Raw genomic sequence first — 19,929 nt, forward strand, 5'->3', positions numbered from 1 at the left:
ATATTATGTAAACAAATATCAAACAACTTAATCGCCGGTCCTGATTCATATGGGCTTTGTCGATTAAAAAAGGGCTGTCTTACGAGCAGAATGCATCTGCTCGTAAGACAGCCCTTTACTGTTATTTCCGCTCCGAGGTGTGAAGTAGCCGTGGAACCGTGACAAATTTGTACCCCTTGGCTTTCAGCGCTTGAATAAGACCCGGCAGGGATTGAACAGTGCCTTTCAGGTTGGAGCTTTGACCACCGCCTGCGTGCATTAAAATGATGGAACCTGGTCCGGTAGCCGGGATCACATTACGCTGAATTTGTGTTTTACTGAGCCCCTTCCAATCGAGGGAGTCTACGTTCCAATTTACAATCATGTAGCCGTGACGACGCGCCCATTGGAGCTGAGGCTCCGTAATTTCACCATAGGGCGGGCGAATCAGCTTGGGTCGAAAGCCGACAGTGGCCTCCAAAATATGTTCTGTTTTCTTAATCTGGTTGCGAAAGCGTTCCGGTGATGCCTTCCTAAAATCCGGATGGGTATAGGAATGGTTGCCTAAGGCATGGCCTTCACGTACGATACGGCGAATCATGCCCGGGTGTTTTTCCGCACGGTGACCGACGATAAAGAAGGTGGCTTTGATACCATTCGCGTGCAAAATGTCCAGAACCTGCGGCGTATACCGGGAATCGGGCACGTCATCAAAAGTTAGGGCAATTTGCTGAGTATGCGGGCCGCACATTTTAAAAATATCCGCATGCTTTTTTCGAAGCATGGCTAATGTGGGAGTGGCTCGTTCTCCGCTCTTGTGTGCTGAAGAAACAACGGCCGCTTCCTTGGGATGAGTCGTTCCGACATCGGGAGGCGCATCCGTGTGAACGGGAAAACTCGAAAATGCTAGTAACAGTGCCATGATTGGCAATATTACCCTGTACGGCATATGTATCCCCCTTTCCGTGCAGTGGTTCCTTCGGTTGCTTTCATTTATTATGTACCTGACATGTTGAAATTATGCCGCTGAACGGGTTAGACTATTGAGAGGTTGAGTGGAAATGCCCTGTGAAACGGATGTAAGTGCAGATCACGAAGCTAAACGCATATATTCTATTAAACCTGACCGAAAACAGCAGCATTTTCGCAGCTTTTAGCCTTTTAATGGATTCGGTATCCAGTGATAGCTGGTGTATAATGGGATTGCAATTCATATTGTAGAGACATGGAATTAAAGGAAGGATGGATCAAAGTGACCGACTTGTTTACTCCTTATCAATTAAAGGGACTCTCTTTAAAAAACCGGATTGTAATGCCCCCAATGTGCCAATATAGCGTGGAGGCCAAAGATGGAAATCCCAATGATTGGCATCATGTCCATTACGTTAGCCGGGCAGTAGGTGGCACCGGGCTGATTATTGTGGAAATGACAGCGGTCCACCCGGATGGACGCATTACAGATCATGATCTGGGCATTTGGAGTGACGAGCATATCCCTGCATACCGCAAAATAGTGGAGGAAGTCCACAAGTACGGTGCCAAAATCGGAATTCAATTAGGTCATGCCGGACGAAAGGCTGAAGATGCCGACTTGCCTGTTGCACCGTCCTCGATAGCTTTTAGCGAACGTTTCAAGGAGCCGCATGCTTTAACGACAGCCGAAGCCAGGGAACTGGTTCAGGCTTATAAGGAAGGCGCGCGCCGCGCGGTGGAAGCCGGGTTTGATACGGTAGAAATTCATGGCGCTCACGGTTATCTGATCCATCAATTTCATTCACCTTTAACGAACACCAGAGAAGATGAGTATGGACAGGATCTATCGCTGTTCGGTGTTGAAGTGATTCAGGCTGTTAAAGAGGTACTTCCGTCTGATATGCCTGTGTTGATGCGGATATCCGCCAAAGAGTATGTTGAAAACGGATATAATGTGGAATACATAGCGGGCATAGGGGAACGATATCGTGATGCAGGTGTGGATATTTTTCACATTTCCTCTGGTGGCGAGGGGCCGATTGGTTCTAACGGCGGTCCATCTGCGCGAGCGGGATATCAGGTGGATTTGGCACATCAAATACGTGAAAAGCTGAATGTACCTGTAATCGCTGTCGGTCTGCTGGACGATTATGAGGATGCCCGGCGGGTGATTCAGCAAAAAGAAGCTGATCTGGTAGCGATAGGACGCGCCATGCTGCGCGATCCGTATTGGGCGTTGCATGCATCGCGGGATCTGAAAGTACAGGCGGATATCCCGGAGCCATACTTGCGTGGTTTTTAGAATGTACTTTAAATGTATTTTATCGGATAATATTTTTGAAACTCTATTTGCAAAGCTTGCGTAAACATGTGTACAGAGCTTAAAATTTAAGCATTCAACTCTAGGAGGAACTTCACATGTCTATTTTCAAACGTTTAAGAGATCTTACGATGTCCAATATCAACTCCATTATTGACAAGGCCGAAGATCCAATTAAAATGACGGATCAATACATTCGTGATATGCAAGAGGACTTGGAAGATGCAGAGAAAGCGGTAGCCGCTCAGATTGCCATTGAGAAGAGATTTAAACAGCAATATGAAGAGCAGGCCGCTTTGGTGAAAAAACGTGAAGAGCAGGCTCATACGGCAGCAAAAGCGCAAAATGTGGATCTGGCTCGCCGCGCGTTGGAAGAAAAGAAATCTGCTGAGCAAAAAATGACCGAGTTCAAGACGGGCTACGAGCAGAATAAAGCGGCAGCCGATAACCTGCGTGGTAAGCTGGATGAAATGCGCAGACAACTGACGGAAATGAAGAACAAGCGTGAAACGCTGGTTGCCCGTTATAATGCAGCCAAAGCGCAAACAGAAATTAACAAAGCGATGAATGGTTTTAGCTCCGATACGGCAACTGCTGGGCTGAAGCGTATGGAAGAAAAAATGCTGCAAGCAGAAGCGCGTGCTGAAGCAAGCAACGAAATGTCCTCTAAGGAAAAATCGCTGGATGAGGAATTCAAGGAGCTTGATAAGAAAAGCGCCGTGGACGATGAGCTTGCCGCTTTGTTGAAGCAATACGACAATAAATAAGGTTATAAGCATGGCCGCCTGCGTGGTTGCTAAGGAAGCGAAGGGGAACCGTTTTCTCCTTCGCTTTTCCCTGCCCGGAGGCGTAAATCAACATATATGAAGGTCAAGAAGATGTGGAGGATGGTATGAAATGCATTTTTTAGAAACGATGAAAGCGATGCTTGTATGGACTGGCGCGGGTGCCGTTTTGTTGTTCGTATTGATGTACATTGATTCTTTATTTACGAAGTATAAGGATTTTGCAGAAGTGAAAGCCGGTAATATGGCCGTAACGGTCCGGTTAATTATGAAGCTGTTTGCACAAGGGTATATTTTGTCAAGCTCGATTGCTACAGCTAACAATTTGCTGGAGGCGCTTGTGTATTCTGTGATCGCTTTTGTAATTCTGTTTGTTTTGGAAGTTATCGTTCGTCTGTTGCTTCGGTACTGGGCACAGCTGGATCTGGATAAAGGCACGCAGGAAGGCAAAATTGGCTTTGGTCTGTTTTCAGGTACGCTGCATCTGGTCGGCGCTTTGATCATTGCGGCATGTTTCTAGGCTAAAGAAAAGCAGGGGGAATCATCATGGGTGTATGGAAACGTATTTCAAATCTGTTTGCCAAGCCGGAGCCACCAAAAGCGGAAAAAAGCATGCTTCATTTAAATCCGGGCGATATCTGTGAAGTGTCTCTTGTCACATATGAAGTGGTAGGCCGAGTTCATAACCGCGCTCGGAATGCCGTTGTTTTGACGCTTCAGGATGGTAATCAAGTCAGCTACCTTCACATTGAGGAACGGGAAACGCTGCAATTTGGACTGTATCAGGCTATCGACGGCAGACTGGACAACCCGGAGGAAGTGCCAACGATTCTGGAGCTGGATGATACAACATATCATTTGGAAGAGCAGTATTTTGGGCAAGTTACGGTTATGGGCCGTGCTCCTTTTCAACAGGGTGGAGAGCAGCACGTTTGGCAGTATCAGTCAGATGATTACCATTTGCTGCGTGTAGAGTGGCAGGACGGTCGCTTTATGCTATATGAAGGAGAAGAAGTAATTACCGGAGACGTCAAGGTTATTCGGGCAAGCTAGGAGAGGGTGACACATGGGCAAACGCACCTGGCAGTATGCATTAAAGGTCATTGTGGCGCTGAGCTTGTTCGTATCCGTGTTAAGCGGCTGCGGTGCGCCAAATGTGAAAGATACGTACCCGCTGGAATCGGTCAGCGGCAGCGGCAACTCGACCTCGTACGTGTATCGCGCCGCAGGCAAAACGGTTCCGGAAGTGGCGGAGGAACTGAAAGAACAGCGTGAACCGGAACAAATGTCGCCGCAGAGCAATGAGCGGATGTTTCTGGTGTACAGCGATGAATGGTACCATTTACAGCAAGATCCAGCCAAGAAGGAAGACACATTAATTGAAATTGACAGCAAGAAGTATGTCGAGCAAAATTACAGTTCCAGCTTTCTAAAAGGATACTTAACGGCTACCGTACTGGATGCTCTGTTTGATTCGTTACGCGGATCTGGCTCTTACCGGGGGTATTCAAGCAGAGATGTATACCGACCTTCTCAGGGCCAGTATCGTGCACCTACGGTGCAGGAGAAGAAAGTGATCCCGCCGATTACGGTGGAGCGGAAGGGTTCCGTTACCCGCAGGGGTAAGGGGTCTGATTCCAGTGTCGGTTCCAGCGGCAGTCTGTTCGACAGAGGCTCCAGCAGCAGTTCACCGAGCAGGGGCTCGATTTCACGTGACCGGGGCAGCAGTGGCGGTTCCAGCATTTTTGATTCGCCGCGGAAATCTTACAGCAAGCCTAAAACACGCAGCGGTTCCGGTAAAATCAGCCGACGAAGTCGACGATGATGGAGTTAAGATGTAATGACGAGCAAAATTTAAAAATAGAATCTGCCAAAACAGCTCAGGAATGAGATTCCGGGCTGTTTTTTTTGCGGATAGAGACTTGCCGCTACAAAATAAGTATCCTCCGGATTTGCCAGATAACGGTTTTAGCGTTATAACAGAAAGAGAGCATTTTCAGAAGAACGGAGTGAAGATATGAATCAGGCACAATTAAATTCGGACAAATTTCAGCGCAAATCGGTTCAAGTGGAAGAAGCACAAAGCAGAATAGCTGCTCATGTTAAACAGGGAGAGCGGGAGAACGTAGGGCTAGAGCAGGCGCATGGACGTTATTTGGCGATGGATTTGACCGCACCACACCCATATCCCAGCTTCCGTCGTTCAGGCATGGATGGATACGCCATCCTTGGTTCGGACACCGAAGTCTGTTCGTCCGGTCAGGAAATCTGGCTACGCGTGATTGACGAAATTCCATGCGGAACCGTATCGGACAAGCGGGTGGAGACGGGATTGGCGGCGCGCATCATGACAGGAGCACAATTGCCTGAAGGGGCAGACACGGTTGTTATGCTGGAAGCGACACAGCTACGTGAGGAAGATGGACAGGTATATGTGGGCCTGAAGAAGCGCATGGAAATCGGCAAAAATGTGACACCAATCGGTCATGAGATTCGGGAAGATCAGCTTTTACTCAGCAAAGGAACCTGTCTGGGGGCAGGGCATATCTCGGTGCTGGCTACCTTTGGCGTACATCGGGTACCCGTCTACAGGAAGCCACGGGTGGCCGTTTTTTCCACAGGTTCGGAATTGCTTGCCGTGGATGAGCCGTTGCAGCCGGGGAAAATTCGGAACAGCAACACATATATGCTGGCTTCACAAATCAGGGAGGCAGGGGGGGAGCCGTTCATCTTGCAAGCCATTCATGATGATTTGGTTCTCGCCCGTGCTTCTGTACGTGAAGCGATAGCTGCCTACGATATCGTCGTCACGAGTGGCGGTGTATCGGTGGGAGATTTTGATATTATGGGCGATCTGGTACGACAGGAAGATGTGGATATGCTGTTTAACAAGGTCACAATGCGTCCGGGCAGTGTGACTACAGCCGCGGTCATTGACGGTAAGCTGTTATTTGCGCTTTCTGGCAATCCCGGTGCGTGCTTTGTAGGCTGTGAGTTGTTTGTGCGACCCACCATCCAAATGATGCTGTCTTCAGAGCAGCCGTATTTGCAAACCTGGACGGCTCGGTTGGGAGCAGATTATACGAAGGTGAATAATTTTACCCGTTTTGTACGCAGCTCCCTGGAAATACGCAATGGACAAGTATACGCGATTCCTGCACGAGTAGATGAATCCAGCGTCATGGTGACGATTAAGGACACCGACTGTCTGATCGTGATTCCTCCGACAACAGAAGGCTTGCGTGCAGGAGAAGAGGTACGTGTGCTGGTGCTTCTAGGCGGTCATGTGACGTGAATAGGATAAATCCGTATGTATGTCAGGTCGTCGGATTCAAAAATACGGGGAAAACGACCTTCCTCGGAGGGTTGATTCGTTATTTGCGGGAGTCCGGGCTACGCGTAGCTGTGATCAAGCATGATGGACATGAGTTTGAGATGGATCATGAGGGAACAGATACGTACAAGCACCGACAAGCGGGAGCCGAAGGCGTAGCCATTGTTTCAGGTGGAAGAACAGCCATTTTAGAGGAGCATAGTCGGCCTGTCACCGAACTAATCCGGCATTTTCAGGCATACGACTGCGTGTTGCTGGAAGGCTTTAAACAGGAGTATTATCCAAAGCTGGTGATGGTGCGGGAACAATCGGATGCCCAGCTTACCACTGAGCTGACAAATGTACAGGGAGTAGCGGTTTGGGTAGATCATACGGGTTGGGCACAGAGCCACTTTTCAGATAAAACGATACAGATATTTCCCGCCGATGCCAACGGCCCGGCAGGCCGCTGGTTACTTGGACAGATTCAGAAGCAGAGAGAAGGAGTCCGGGATGAGTAGGGCTGAGACATCAATCGGCTGAGTCAGTTTGAGTCTCCACCCGTCGTTCAATCGCTTGGGACATGGTCTTGTCGGTCAGATGGGCATAGACTTCCGTCGTTTCCGTGGAAGCATGACCGAGCTGTTCCTTCGTTTTGTAGATATCGTTTTGCAAATAGTAGTCGGTGGCAAAGGAATGACGGAGCATGTGAACAGTCAGGTAAGGTTTGCCGAACCGTTTGGCGTACTTGATAATCATCGCCTGAATCGCTCTTTTTGTCATCCGTTTGCCTTCTGTACTGCCGTTGGGACGTGCGACAAAGAGCGCCTTTTCCTTTTTGGGTGCGCGATAACGGGTATGCCGCAGGGATAAATAGAGTGCCAGATCATCTTTGGACTGCTCGCGGAAATATACTGGCGTTTTAAAGGTTTCGTCGTTGTTGCCTTTACGATACACATATAGTAATTTATTGTTTACATCCAGATCGTCCATATTCAGATTGACGATTTCAGATACGCGCAGGCCCGAGTTTAGAATGAGACTGGCAATGCAGGCGTCCCGTTCCTTGTTCAGTTCATAGGAGTACAGTGCCTGCTTGTTATCGGCCAAATCCTGTCCATAGCCTTCATAAATATAGCCAATAAATTCAAGCAGCTCTTCCTCCTCCAGTATCTTTCCTTTGAGCTTGGCGGCCGTGTCCTTGGGTTTATGTATGCGCTTGATTTCGACTTTGGCCATAATGTTGCGTTTGAGCAAAGGATAAAAGTTTTCATCCTCAGCGATCTGGCTCAAATAATGAAAAAGGGAACGCAGGGACGATAGCTTACGTGAAATCGTAATACGGGAGTTGGAGCCTTCACGCTTAGTCGATAGGAACAAACGGTAGCCCGTAATACTATCCATATGGAGCGTCTCCAATTCTTCCAGCGTAACTTGGGCGTTCGTCTCTCCGGCAGACAAGCCTTCTGAGCGAAGCCATTTAAAAAAAGCTTCATAATCCCGTACATATTCCAGCAATGTGGAGGGGGACAGGTCGGGCAGCTTGTAATCCATAAATTGCTGTACGTACCATGGTAATCCCGGCATTTTTTCGTCCAGTTTGCGCCGGTCGATAATCTTTTGTATATTCATTGGGTTCCACCTCGTCCGGTCATAATATATATGTATTTTAGCATATTTTGAACAGCACCGGATGGAATGTAAGATTGGGATGCAAATCGAAGTGAAGAACGAACTGGTCTGCCAAGAGAGGTGAAAATATGGGGTATGACATTCAGTCGGAATTGAAGCTGTCCATCAAAAGTGTTCCGGAGTCGCAGAGGGACATTATTGTGCAGCTCATGCAATTTTATTTATATGATTTTACAGCCTATCTTCGAATTGATGTTACTGAAAACGGCACATTCCCGGCTTACCCGGACTTGTACCAATACTGGACAAGCGGTGAACAGAAGCTGCCTTTTCTGATCTGGAGGCAGGACGTTCCCGTAGGTTTTGCGCTGGTTGACCGAATGTCCGGCAATCGGAAGGCTGACTACTACATGGCTGAGTTTTTTGTGCTACGTCCTTATCGGCATAATGGGGTCGGGACGTGGGCGGCTCATGAGCTGTTTGGACGTTTTGCTGGGCGTTGGAAGGTGACGCAGATGAGCACGAACAGGCCAGCGCAGTCCTTTTGGCGTAAGGTGATTGGCAGTTATACGGATGGGGAGTACAGGGAGCAGACTCATCCGGTACGAGGGAATATAAGTCAGTTTTTCAATACCTGAAAAATTCAAAATTGTAATTAGCAACGAAAAAGAGTCGGGGAGAGCATTCCTGTCGGCTCTTTTTTGCGTTGTCAATTTAAGTCTTCTATCTATCCATAGATCATTCCAATTAGAACTTGCATTGACACTATAAAAACACGGGTATACAGTTATTTGTACAATTCATATATATCTGATTGGAATTATCAACAATGTAACATCGGCCTCAAATATGCAATGCATTCATAAAATTACCCACGAGAACGGAGAGTGTTTTACAAGTGAAACGAACAAGTCGATATGCGAAAATGTTAGCTCTAACCCTGTCGCTGATGCTGGTATTATCGGCATGCTCAGGCAATGAAGGAGCGAATTCTACGAATACCGGGGCAAATGCAGCGGGAGGCGGGCAAGAAGGTGGGGACCTGACCTATGCGCTGGCGACATCGCCGGATTCACTGGACCCGCATAAGAGTGGATTGGCGGTAGCATCCCGGGTGTATCGGGGGATATTCGACAATTTGGTTGTAAAGCTGCCGGACAATACGATTAAGCCTTGGCTGGCGACCGAATGGAGCGTTTCCGAGGATGGCAAAAGCTATACGTTCAAGCTGCGCAAGGACGTTAAGTTCCATGACGGAACTCCGTTTAATGCGGAAGCAGTCAAATTCAGCTATGACCGGATTATTGATCCGCAAGCTGTAGTTGGTAATGCTGCTAACTTGCTGGCCCCGTATGAATCCTCACAAGTGATAGACGAATACACGATTAAGCTGAATCTGAAACGACCATCGCAGGCATTTTTGAGCAATTTAAGTATTCCAGCAGTAGCCATTGTTTCTCCTGCAGGAGTCAAAAAATATGGAGATCAATTTGGCAAGCATCCGGTGGGCACAGGTCCGTTTAAGTTTGTAAAGTGGGACGAAAATGCAGAAATCAAAATCGAACGTAACCCGGATTACAAATGGGCACCGGAAACCATTGAGAACAAGGGAGCACCGTATTTAGATAGCGTGACCTTTAAAATCGTGCCGGAGGAAGCGACACGGATCGGTAGTGTGCAGAGTGGGCAGGCTTTGGCCGCAGAAACAGTTCCTCCACAAAACATTTTAACGCTGAGGAGTGACCCTAATTTTCAATTGCTGCAGGTCAATACCCTAGGTTTACCGTACACGCTATTCATTAACCAGAAGAAGGCGCCGTGGAATGAATTGAAGGCCAGACAGGCGTTGCAATACGGTATTGATGTAGGGACGATTGTCAAAACGCTTTACCTGGGTACCTATGAGCAGGCTTGGTCGCCACTCACTCCGGGTATTTTTGGATATGATAAATCACTGGAAAACGGCTTGCAGCCGGATGCTAACAAAGCCAATCAGTTGCTGGATGAACTGGGTTGGGTCAGAGGTGCGGATGGTTTCCGAGTGAAGGATGGAAAACGTCTGACGCTGCATTATGTAGACGGCACGCCGAACCGTGAAAAACGCAACGACATTGCAGCCATTATTCAGCAGCAACTGAAGAAAATCGGTGTTGATGTGAAGATTGAAATTACCAAGGATGTTGCAACGGTTGTATATACGAACGGAAACTATGATTTCTACGGGAATAGCCAGGTCAATGTGGACCCGAACGCGTTATATGCTTTTTACCACACAGCGGCTCCGAATCAGCGGCCTACACTGCCTAACTTCTCCAATCCTGAGGTCGATAAGCTGTTGGAGCAGGGCGCTATTGAAAAGGATGATGCCAAGCGGGAGGGAATTTACAAAAAGGTACAACAATTGATCCGTGATCAGGCCGTTATCATTCCGATTTATGTATTCCCTTATACCGTTGGAGCCGCCAAGTCGGTGCAAGGTCTCAAATTCGATTTAGTGGGTTATCCGCTGTTCAACGATGTGCGCATTCAAAAATAGTACGGCTAAATTATTTCTTGCGAACCATCCAGACGGAAAGGAGTGTGCTTCATGATCAGAGCTGTTGCAGAACGACTGGTTACCTCTTTGTTGGTAATTGTGGGTTCTTGTATTCTGGTGTTCAGTATTTTGCATCTGCTTCCAGGGGACCCGGTGGATTCTATTCTGGACCCTTCGACGGCCACGCCAGAAATGATCGCCAATTTGCGTCATAAGTTGGGAGTGGATCAGCCTTTTCATGTTCAGTTTTTGAACTATTTCGGAAATCTGCTACAAGGTGATTTTGGAAAATCACTCCTCAATGCTGATCCGGTGCTACCTAAAATATGGGTTAATCTCCCGCCTACATTGGCGTTGACGCTTGCCGGTTCTGCTATTTCGGTCATCATCGGTGTTCTGCTTGGAGTGCTGTCGGCCATTCATCGGAATAAGCCAATAGATATCATCGCGCGAATTGTCGGATTGTTCGGCATTTCCATGCCCACATTTTGGTCAGGAATTCTGCTATTGCTCATTTTCTCCATTCATTTGGGGTGGCTGCCTGCAATGGGCTCGGACGGCTGGAAAACACTTGTGCTTCCGTCTCTCACTTTGGGCATTGTCGGTGCGGGGTTCATTGTCAGAATGGTACGCAACAGTATGCTGGAGGTCATTAATGAGCAGTTTATCGTTACGCTCCGTTCCAAAGGTTATCGGAGAAGGTCATTATGTATCGCCATGCACTACGTAATGCGTTGATTCCTGCGATAACGATGATCGGGATGCTGATGGGAGAAATGCTGGCCGGAGCAGTTGTGAGTGAGACGGTATTTTCGCGACAAGGTATTGGGCGTTTAATTGCGGATGCGATTATGGCTAAGGATTTACCAGTTGTGCAGGGAGTTGTGTTGTTCTCTGCTATCATGTACGTGATCGTAAATCTATTGGTGGATATATCCTATACATTCATTGATCCAAGGGTTAGACGCTCGGTGTAAGTCGGCAGGAATCAGGGAGGAGGAAGACAGTTGAGAGAAACGATGGCGGCCAAAACAGTCTGGAAGGAAAGAAAGCAGCGGGTTGTTCGGAAAACCGGAAGGTTACGGTTCGGAGGAGTGTCGGATGGATTCGTATATGCGGCAGGGCTAATTATTGTGTTCGTGGTCGCCTGTGCAGCATTTCCGCAATGGATTGCTTCCTATGCGCCAACAGAAATGTTAAGCGACCAGATTTTACAGGGCCCAAGCGCTGCTCACTGGTTCGGAACAGACTATTTTGGACGGGATGTATTCAGTCTGGTCGTTTACGGAAGTAGGGATTCCCTGTTCATCGGCTTGATGTCGGTGCTCGTCGGTGGGCTGGCCGGTGGGATCATCGGAGCGCTGTCGGGCTACATCGGCGGTATCGTGGATACGGTGCTGATGCGATTTATTGATATTTTGATGACTATTCCTGGCATTTTGCTGGCTTTGGCGATTGCGGCGGCTCTTGGGCCGAGCTTGTTTAATATCGTACTGGCGGTAGCCATTTCTGCTGTTCCGGGTTATGCAAGAGTCATGCGGGGACAGATTATGAGTATAAAAGGACGATCTTACGTCACGGCTTCACGCTCCATCGGAGCTACACCTTTCGGCATCTTTTGGCGACATGTGCTTCCTAATTCCTTGTCACCTCTGCTCGTGATGGCGACGCTCGGAATCGGCAGCGCTATTTTGGCCGGATCGGGATTAAGCTTTCTGGGGCTTGGCACGGTAAAGGAAATTCCGGATTGGGGAACGGTATTGTCTCAGGGACGCGGGTATTTGACAGTGGCTTGGTGGATATGCACCTTTCCTGGTCTAGCCATTACGTTGTTTGTGCTGTCGGTCAATATTTTAGGCGACAAGCTGAGAGATGAGCTGGACCCGAAAAAGAACGCAAACTAGCATTCAGGAAGCCTATTCGTTAGTGCTATAGAAGGAGGGAGTTCGTTTGTCATCATTGCTGGAGATAGAACATTTGTCGGTCGACTTTCACACTAAAAAAGGTTTGCTGCAAGCACTCAACAACGTATCGCTGACGATCGGAGCGGGGGAAACGGTCTGCCTCGTTGGTGAATCCGGTAGCGGAAAAACGATTACCTCCAAGGCGATTATGCGGCTGATCGATTATGAGAACGGACGAATTGCCCAAGGGCAAATACGGTTGAAGGGCATAGATTTGACTGTTTTGTCGCAGCAGGAATTACGCACACTTCGCGGCAAAAAAATGGCGATGGTATTTCAGGAGCCGATGGCGGCGTTTGATCCGGTGTACACCATTGGATATCAACTGATGGAAATCATTATGGAGCACGATCGGAAGACACGGAAGCAGGCGTGGGCTCATGCGGTTCATTTGCTGAACAGGGTAGGGATTCCTGAGCCGGAAATCCGTATGAAGCAGTATCCCGGAGAGCTGTCCGGCGGGATGCTGCAACGGGCGATGATTGCGATGGCGCTGTCATGTGGCCCTGAACTGCTGATTGCGGATGAACCGACGACAGCGCTGGATGTAACGATTCAATCGCAAATTTTGCAGTTGCTTCAGGAATTAAAGGTGGAATTCAACATGTCGATTCTGCTAATTACGCATGATTTGGGTATTGCAGCGGAGATTGCGGATCGAATTGTTGTAATGTATGCCGGGCGAGTCGTGGAGCAGGCCGCAACGGAAGAGTTGTTCGAGCTGCCGCTGCATCCGTACACAAGAGGATTGCTTCGTTCGGTGGCAACGCTGGATACAGATCGCAGCAGCAAGCTGTTTTCGATCCCGGGGGCCATCCCCAGCCTGAGCGCTATGCCATCCGGTTGCTTGTTTCACCCGCGTTGCCCACATGCGACGGATCAATGCAAAAGCGAAACGCCTCCGTTGGCTGCCAAGGATGGACGCGAGGTAGCTTGCTGGCATTCGGAGCAGTTGGCTGCGTCCGGTGATTGGCGTATTTCAGAGGTATCTGTGGAAGGGCGAGTCTCGGCAGATGCTGTTGAAGAAGCGGCAGAAGTAAAGGAAGAAGTGACGTATGTATCTGCTGTTGATGGGGTCAAAGTGAGCGGTGATGGCGTACAGGTAAAGGAAACTGCAAAATCCAGTGTAACTGTTGCGGACACAGGGCATGACAAGCATGATTTGTTCCGGGTGGATGGACTTTGCAAGTATTATCCAGTGAAAAGAAGCTTTTCCGGTCGGGCAGGTGCTTCCATCCGGGCGGTGGATGATGTATCATTTTCGATCCGACAGGGTGAAACCTTTGGACTAGTCGGCGAATCCGGCAGTGGTAAGTCTACTTTGGGCCGCCTTCTGATGCAGTTGGAACGCCCAACCTCAGGGCAGGTATGGTTTCAGGATCGGGAGCTGACAAAGTTAGGGAATTCCGAATTACGATCTGCCCGCCGTGATATGCAGATGATTTTTCAAGATCCTTACGGGTCGCTTGATCCGCGTTGGAATGTGGGGGATATTATCGGTGAACCGCTTGCGGTTCATGAAGGGCTGAATGGCAAGGCCAAACGGGAACGAGTCGAGGAACTGCTGAGTGCAGTCGGATTGTCGCCTTCGCTGATCACGCGGTTTCCGCATGAATTTTCGGGAGGCCAGCGCCAGCGGATCGGGATTGCTCGTGCAATTGCGCTGCAACCGCAGTTTATTTTGGCGGATGAGGCAGTTTCGGCTTTGGATGTTTCTGTTCAGGCGCAAATTGTCAATCTGCTTCAGGATTTACAGCGCAAGCTGGATACGACCTATTTGTTTATCGCGCACGGATTGCACATTGTCCGACATATATCGGACCGGATTGGGGTCATGTACTTGGGTAAGCTCGTAGAAATTGCGCCAAGCGAGGAGATTTTCCGGCATCCGGCACATCCCTATACCCGAGGGCTTGTTGCTTCCATACCCAATCCGAATCCGAAAAACCGACGGGAGCTGATTACGGTACAAGGTGAGATTCCTTCGCCTGCGAAGCCACCGTCTGGTTGTCGTTTTCATACTCGTTGTCCGCTGGCGACCTCGCTTTGCCGTGAGGAAGCGCCGGAACTGACAGCGATTGGCACAGGACATTATGCCGCTTGTCACTACCCGTCCTAAACCAAAGACATATCTTCTTTGGCTTGTTATCGGCAGGATAGAAGATTCTACAGTAAATTCATGGTAAGATAAACATATAATTAAATAAATTCAATAGGAAAAGAGGGTATTATGCTAGAGAGATGGGTTCAGGAATTGAAAGACGGTGAGCAAGACCTGATTGCGTGGAGAAGACATCTGCATCAGCATCCCGAGCTTTCTTTTGAAGAAACGAATACGTCTGTATTTATCGCCGATCAATTGCGATCTTTTGGCATTGAGGTGAGAACGAATGTGGGCGGGAACGGCGTGCTCGGGTTTTTGGAGGGCGGCCATCCAGGCAGAACGATCGCATTTCGTGCCGATTTTGATGCGCTTCCTATTCAGGATGAAAAGGATGCGCCCTATAAATCGACGGTTCCCGGTGTTATGCATGCTTGTGGACATGATGGCCATACGGCTGCGCTACTAGGAGTAGCACGTGTATTAAGCCATAACCGGGAGGCTCTGAAGGGCAAGCTCGTGTTTATTTTTCAACATGCGGAAGAAAAACCGCCCGGCGGAGCCAAGTTTATGATTGAGGATGGCTGTTTGGATGGGGTAGAGGCGGTATATGGTATTCACCTCGCATCTGAAATTCCACTTGGTAAAATTGGATTAAAGAGTGGGCCTGCGATGGCGGCTGTCGACGCATTTACGATCCAGATTAACGGCAAAGGCGGGCATGGCGCGCGACCGCATCAGACGGTAGACTCTATTGTCATCGGTAGCCAAATTGTGAACGGATTGCAGCAGGTGGTCAGTCGCAGGGTGGACCCTATTGAATCAGCGGTGCTGACCATTGGTGTTTTTCAGGCGGGAACCGCCTTCAATGTTATTGCGGATAAGGCTAAAATCGAAGGGACCGTGCGTACGTTCAATAAAGAAGTGCGCAAGGAGGTCGAGAATGAAATCCGCAGTATTGTCAAGGGTTTGACTGAGGCTTATCATGCAGGATATGAAATTGACTATCTGAATGGCTATCCTTCTTTAGTAAATGCTGTAGCCGAAACCGAACGTGTACGCGAGCTTGTCGGCAGGCTGTATGGAGCTGACGCTTTTCTGGATCTGAAGCCGGTCATGGGAGCAGAGGATTTTGCTTATTATTTGGAGCAGCGACCGGGAGCCTTCATTCATGTCGGGGCGCGTAATGAGGATAAACGAACACATTATGCTCACTACCATCCTCATTTTGATTTTGATGAACGTGCATTGCTTGTGTCAGGCCACATATTTTTGGCGCTGGCGCTTGAATATTTGCAATAATAAAGGATATATTTAATATTTACCGTTGGCTTTCACAGAAGCCGGAACCGCGCATAGCGCGGTTTTTTGGCGTATATCAAAGTATTTTGACGGGGGTTAAAGAATGAGAAATAAAGTAATTATTTCAATATATGAAAAATTCATAATAGTAATATATAAAAGGTATCAACGCCCAGGAGAAGGATCAACCCCACATTGTAAGCCGCGGAGCAAGTGATGATATTAACATAATCTTGATTTTTTACACAAGGAACCGAGAAAAAGATGACGAATCTATTGAGCAAGATAAAATGTAAGCGCTTTATGAAAAGTGATTCCTGTTGCATTTTCATTGATAACGACTGGAGGTGAGGCCGAGAGAAGCATTGATCAGACTATGTTGGTTGGAGATACAATGATAGGAACGAATCCGGAATCGGCTGATTTCTTTCATCTGGAAATGACTCGCATATTCAAATGAAAATGGAGAAGGAGGTTAAATTCAATGACGAAGGCAAAAAGCAGGTTTAGGATCGCGTGTTTGGCGCTTGTGGTAGCGGGGGCTTCCTGGACAGGGTTGATAACGCCGTCACATGCCGCCGCTCCAAGTGATGAGTACACCTGGAAGAGTGTGGTCACGGGTGGCGGTGGCGGTTTTGTGCCTGGTATCATTTTTAATGAGAAGGAAAAAAATCTGATCTATGCCCGTACGGATATTGGGGGTGCTTACCGCTGGAACCCCACTGACGAGAGCTGGATTCCGTTGACGGATTCTGTGGGCTGGGAAGACTGGAACAAAAATGGCGTGGATGCGTTGGCGACCGATCCTGTTGATCCAAATCGTGTATATATAGTTACAGGTACGTATACCAATTCATGGGACAAGCAAAACGGACAGATTATGCGGTCAACCGACCGGGGCAATACGTGGCAGACAACGAAGCTTCCTTTTAAGGTGGGAGGTAATATGCCAGGACGCTCGATGGGCGAACGTCTGACGATTGATCCTAATAGGAACAATGTTTTGTTCTTCGGGGCACGGAGTGGTAATGGATTATGGAAAAGCTCGGATTACGGGGCAACCTGGAGCAAGGTGAGCAGTTTCCCAAATCCGGGCACGTATGTACAGGACCCTTCCAATGAGTACACCAGTGATATCGTCGGTTTGGCCTGGATTACGTTTGACAAAAAGACGGGCTCTTCCAGTAAGGCTACACAGACGATCTATGTAGGTGTTGCGGATAAAAAGCAAAGTGTCTACCGCAGTACAGATGGCGGGACAACCTGGTCCGCTGTAGCAGGACAACCAACGGGCTATTTGCCGCATCATGGGGTGTTATCGTCGGATGGTAATCTATACATCTCTTATAGCGATGGAGCAGGTCCATATGATGGGACAAAAGGTGAAGTGTGGAAATTGAATACAGCAAGCGGACAATGGATCAACATTAGCCCCGTTGCCAGTAGCAGCACGGACAATTATTTTGGATATGGTGGACTGACAGTAGACGCGCAGAAGCCGGGTACTCTTATGGTAGCTACGCTAAATTCCTGGTGGCCAGATGCAAAGATTTATCGCAGCACCGACAGCGGGGCAACATGGAGCCCCATTTGGGAATTCGATGGTTATCCAACTCGCAAGCTGAAATACAATTTGGATATAACAGCTGCGCCTTGGCTGACTTTCAATGCCAACCCTGCTCCGCCGGAAGTATCGCCCAAGCTGGGCTGGATGATCGGGGATCTGGAGATTGATCCATTTAATTCAGATCATATGTTGTACGGCACAGGAGCCACCATTTACGGCTCCAAAAATGTGACGAATTGGGACAAAGGCGGCAAGCTGGACATTTCGGTAGCAGCTAAGGGGGTAGAGGAAACTGCGATTTTGGATCTTGTAAGCCCTCCAACCGGTGCACCTTTGGTGAGCGCAGTAGGGGATGTCTCCGGTTTCAGACATGACGATCTGTTCAAGGCTCCAGCTAAAATGCTGGATAATCCCACTTTTACAAGCAGTGAAAGTATCGATTATGCCGAGCTGAATCCAGCTTTTATGGCGCGGGTAGGCAAAGCAGATTACCAAAAAGATCCGAATGCCAAATCCATCGGCTTCTCCAATGATGGTGGAGCAAACTGGTATAAAGCGAACAGTGAGCCTTCCGGCACAGCAGGAGGGGGAAGCATAGCTGTTGCGGCCGATGGTAATGGCTTGCTCTGGAGCACCTCGGACAAAGGCATATTTTACTCCAAAACAGGCGGCAACTCATGGACCGCAAGTACAGGGATTCCAGCGAATGCGAAGATTGCCTCAGACCGGGTGAATCCTAACAAATACTATGCGTTCGACGCCGGAAAAATATATACCAGCACCAATGGAGGCGTATCGTTCACAGCCTCGGCGGTATCAGGCTTACCAACCGTAGGTAATGCCGATATTGATGCAGTACGTGGAGCAGAAGGGGATGTGTGGTTCGCTGGGGGCTCTGAGGATGGAGGGCCATACGGCTTGTGGCATTCCAAGGATTCCGGCGTTACGTTCACCAAGCTTGCTAATGTGCAGGAGGCAGACTTTGTAGGCTTTGGTAAAGCAGCACCGAGTCGTACCAATGCAACTGTATTCATCGTTGGTAAAATCGACGGTACACGCGGATTTTACCGTTCGGACGATGCTGGCGCAAACTGGGTACGCATTAATGACGACAAGCATCAATATGCTCGGGTGACCACCATTATCGGTGACCCCCGAGTTTATGGACGTGCTTATCTGGGAACAAATGGCCGCGGTATTCTGGTGGCAGATCGAGTGAACGGTGACCAACCATCTGCGGGTCAGTCAAGCATTACGCCGACGACTGCAACCTATGGACAGGATAACGCAAATACCGATATTTCCGTCAAGCTTACACTTAGCGGAAATACGTTAGACGTCATCCAGCAGGGCAGCGTAGTGCTGAAAAAAGGTGAAGATTATACGCTCGATGGCGAAACGGTTACCTTCTCCAATAAGTATTTGTCTAAACTCCCTAAAGGAGACACAGCGTTAACGTTTCATTTTAATGCAGGTAGCGATGTGCTGTTCACGGTGACAGTAAAGGAAAATACACCAAGCGAGCCGGGAACAGAACAGGGTGTTCTCAAGGTACAGACCTTCAACGGTAATGTATCTGAAACAAGTAACACGATCAGCTCCAAGTTTAAAATTACAAATACGGGAACCTCGTCCGTTTCCCTTGCGTATGTGACGCTGCGTTATTATTACACTATAAATGGGGAGAAGTCCCAAAATTTCTTCGCAGATTGGTCAAGTGTTAGTCCTGAGAATGTGATCGCCAGCTTCAAAACACTGTCCAATGTTAAACCGGGAGCAGATTCTTATGTGGAAATCGGCTTTAAGTCTGGTGCGGGTTCTTTAGAACCCGGTCAAAGTGTGGAGCTGCAAACCCGGATATCCAAAGCGGACTGGAGCAATTACACCCAAACCGATGATTATTCCTTTGATGCCACAGCAACCAGCTTAAAAGATTCCACTAAGGTAATCGCTTACTTGGCTGGAAGCAAGCAATGGGGGATAGAGCCTTAAATCCTGATAAGGTAAGGGCAATCGGAACGAAAAGGGCACCATTACCAAAATGGCTGCTAAACTGCTTTGCAGCATTTAGCATAAGAATAATCCTAAAGCCAGCCACTCCTGATGAGTGAGCTGGCTTTATTTTTGTTGGCATTATTGATCCTCAGTCGATTTCGGGAAATGACCTACGATAAATTGGAAAACAGCAACCCGAAAATATTCAATAACTCATTAATATAATTATTTCAGTATATGAAAAATTCATAATAGATAAACAATTCTTTCTCGCACACGGTCTCCACAAAACACACATACCACTTTAATCAGGAAAAAGGTAAACCAATCCGAACGTACGTTCTTTTTTTAAGGAAAGAAATGCTCTTGTCCTCAGACAAAAGCGGTTATATATAAGTCGAACACGAAAAAATGAACGTTAAAAACGGAGTAGCGGAATAATGCTGTACAAGCGAAGCGGTG

The 19,929-nt window shown here is 48.2% G+C and carries 15 protein-coding genes and 1 pseudogene; 14 read left to right on the forward strand and 2 right to left on the reverse strand.

Annotated elements, in window-relative coordinates:
- Positions 1-121 precede the first annotated feature (121 nt).
- The gene (locus ACQ4MX_RS27800) at positions 122-928 is read right to left on the reverse strand and encodes a polysaccharide deacetylase family protein (protein ID WP_431088512.1); all 807 of its coding nucleotides are present in this window, start codon (positions 926-928) and stop codon (positions 122-124) included.
- Between the two features lie 303 nt (positions 929-1,231).
- Between ACQ4MX_RS27800 and ACQ4MX_RS27805 the strand changes: the two genes are divergently transcribed.
- The 7 genes from ACQ4MX_RS27805 to mobB all read left to right on the forward strand — a co-directional run bounded on the left by ACQ4MX_RS27805 (position 1,232) and on the right by mobB (position 6,891).
- Positions 1,232-2,254, forward strand: a complete 1,023-nt coding sequence (locus ACQ4MX_RS27805; protein WP_431088514.1) for an NADH:flavin oxidoreductase/NADH oxidase — start codon at positions 1,232-1,234, stop codon at positions 2,252-2,254.
- A gap of 116 nt (positions 2,255-2,370) precedes the next feature.
- Positions 2,371-3,039 (forward strand): PspA/IM30 family protein, encoded by a 669-nt coding sequence (locus tag ACQ4MX_RS27810; RefSeq protein WP_025682699.1) that lies wholly within the window; start codon positions 2,371-2,373, stop codon positions 3,037-3,039.
- A gap of 130 nt (positions 3,040-3,169) precedes the next feature.
- Positions 3,170-3,577 carry a DUF350 domain-containing protein gene (locus ACQ4MX_RS27815; RefSeq protein WP_025682698.1) on the forward strand — a complete coding sequence of 136 codons (408 nt, stop codon included), beginning with the start codon at positions 3,170-3,172 and terminating at the stop codon, positions 3,575-3,577.
- Between the two features lie 26 nt (positions 3,578-3,603).
- Positions 3,604-4,110: a DUF4178 domain-containing protein gene (locus ACQ4MX_RS27820; RefSeq protein ID WP_431088516.1), complete on the forward strand. Its 507-nt coding sequence runs from the start codon at positions 3,604-3,606 to the stop codon at positions 4,108-4,110.
- A 13-nt stretch (positions 4,111-4,123) separates the two neighbouring features.
- The gene (locus ACQ4MX_RS27825; RefSeq protein ID WP_431088518.1) at positions 4,124-4,882 is read left to right on the forward strand and encodes a DUF4247 domain-containing protein; all 759 of its coding nucleotides are present in this window, start codon (positions 4,124-4,126) and stop codon (positions 4,880-4,882) included.
- A gap of 192 nt (positions 4,883-5,074) precedes the next feature.
- Complete coding sequence (locus ACQ4MX_RS27830) at positions 5,075-6,352, forward strand: molybdopterin molybdotransferase MoeA (RefSeq protein WP_431088520.1); 1,278 nt, start codon at positions 5,075-5,077, stop codon at positions 6,350-6,352.
- The gene (gene mobB / locus ACQ4MX_RS27835) at positions 6,349-6,891 is read left to right on the forward strand and encodes a molybdopterin-guanine dinucleotide biosynthesis protein B (RefSeq protein ID WP_431088521.1); all 543 of its coding nucleotides are present in this window, start codon (positions 6,349-6,351) and stop codon (positions 6,889-6,891) included. Before ACQ4MX_RS27830 ends, mobB begins: the two co-directional genes overlap by 4 nt.
- Before the next feature lie 10 nt (positions 6,892-6,901).
- Here the strand turns inward: mobB and xerS are convergent, their stop codons facing one another.
- Complete coding sequence (gene xerS / locus ACQ4MX_RS27840) at positions 6,902-8,002, reverse strand: tyrosine recombinase XerS (RefSeq protein ID WP_431088523.1); 1,101 nt, start codon at positions 8,000-8,002, stop codon at positions 6,902-6,904.
- A 128-nt stretch (positions 8,003-8,130) separates the two neighbouring features.
- Between xerS and ACQ4MX_RS27845 the strand changes: the two genes are divergently transcribed.
- The 7 genes and pseudogenes from ACQ4MX_RS27845 to ACQ4MX_RS27875 all read left to right on the forward strand — a co-directional run bounded on the left by ACQ4MX_RS27845 (position 8,131) and on the right by ACQ4MX_RS27875 (position 19,464).
- Positions 8,131-8,640 carry a GNAT family N-acetyltransferase gene (locus ACQ4MX_RS27845; RefSeq protein WP_431088525.1) on the forward strand — a complete coding sequence of 170 codons (510 nt, stop codon included), beginning with the start codon at positions 8,131-8,133 and terminating at the stop codon, positions 8,638-8,640.
- A gap of 260 nt (positions 8,641-8,900) precedes the next feature.
- Positions 8,901-10,538 (forward strand): ABC transporter substrate-binding protein, encoded by a 1,638-nt coding sequence (locus ACQ4MX_RS27850; protein ID WP_431088527.1) that lies wholly within the window; start codon positions 8,901-8,903, stop codon positions 10,536-10,538.
- A 51-nt stretch (positions 10,539-10,589) separates the two neighbouring features.
- Positions 10,590-11,515 (forward strand): annotated as a pseudogene (locus ACQ4MX_RS27855) (ABC transporter permease).
- 30 nt (positions 11,516-11,545) lie between these two features.
- Positions 11,546-12,442 (forward strand): ABC transporter permease, encoded by an 897-nt coding sequence (locus tag ACQ4MX_RS27860; protein WP_431088529.1) that lies wholly within the window; start codon positions 11,546-11,548, stop codon positions 12,440-12,442.
- A gap of 46 nt (positions 12,443-12,488) precedes the next feature.
- Positions 12,489-14,621 carry a dipeptide ABC transporter ATP-binding protein gene (locus ACQ4MX_RS27865; protein ID WP_431088530.1) on the forward strand — a complete coding sequence of 711 codons (2,133 nt, stop codon included), beginning with the start codon at positions 12,489-12,491 and terminating at the stop codon, positions 14,619-14,621.
- Positions 14,622-14,732: 111 nt separating this feature from the next.
- Positions 14,733-15,905 carry a M20 metallopeptidase family protein gene (locus tag ACQ4MX_RS27870; protein ID WP_431088532.1) on the forward strand — a complete coding sequence of 391 codons (1,173 nt, stop codon included), beginning with the start codon at positions 14,733-14,735 and terminating at the stop codon, positions 15,903-15,905.
- Between the two features lie 484 nt (positions 15,906-16,389).
- Positions 16,390-19,464 (forward strand): X2-like carbohydrate binding domain-containing protein, encoded by a 3,075-nt coding sequence (locus ACQ4MX_RS27875; RefSeq protein WP_431088534.1) that lies wholly within the window; start codon positions 16,390-16,392, stop codon positions 19,462-19,464.
- Positions 19,465-19,929 lie beyond the last annotated feature (465 nt).

The organism is Paenibacillus sp. 8b26, assembly GCF_050626875.1.
Lineage (GTDB): Bacteria > Bacillota > Bacilli > Paenibacillales > Paenibacillaceae > Paenibacillus.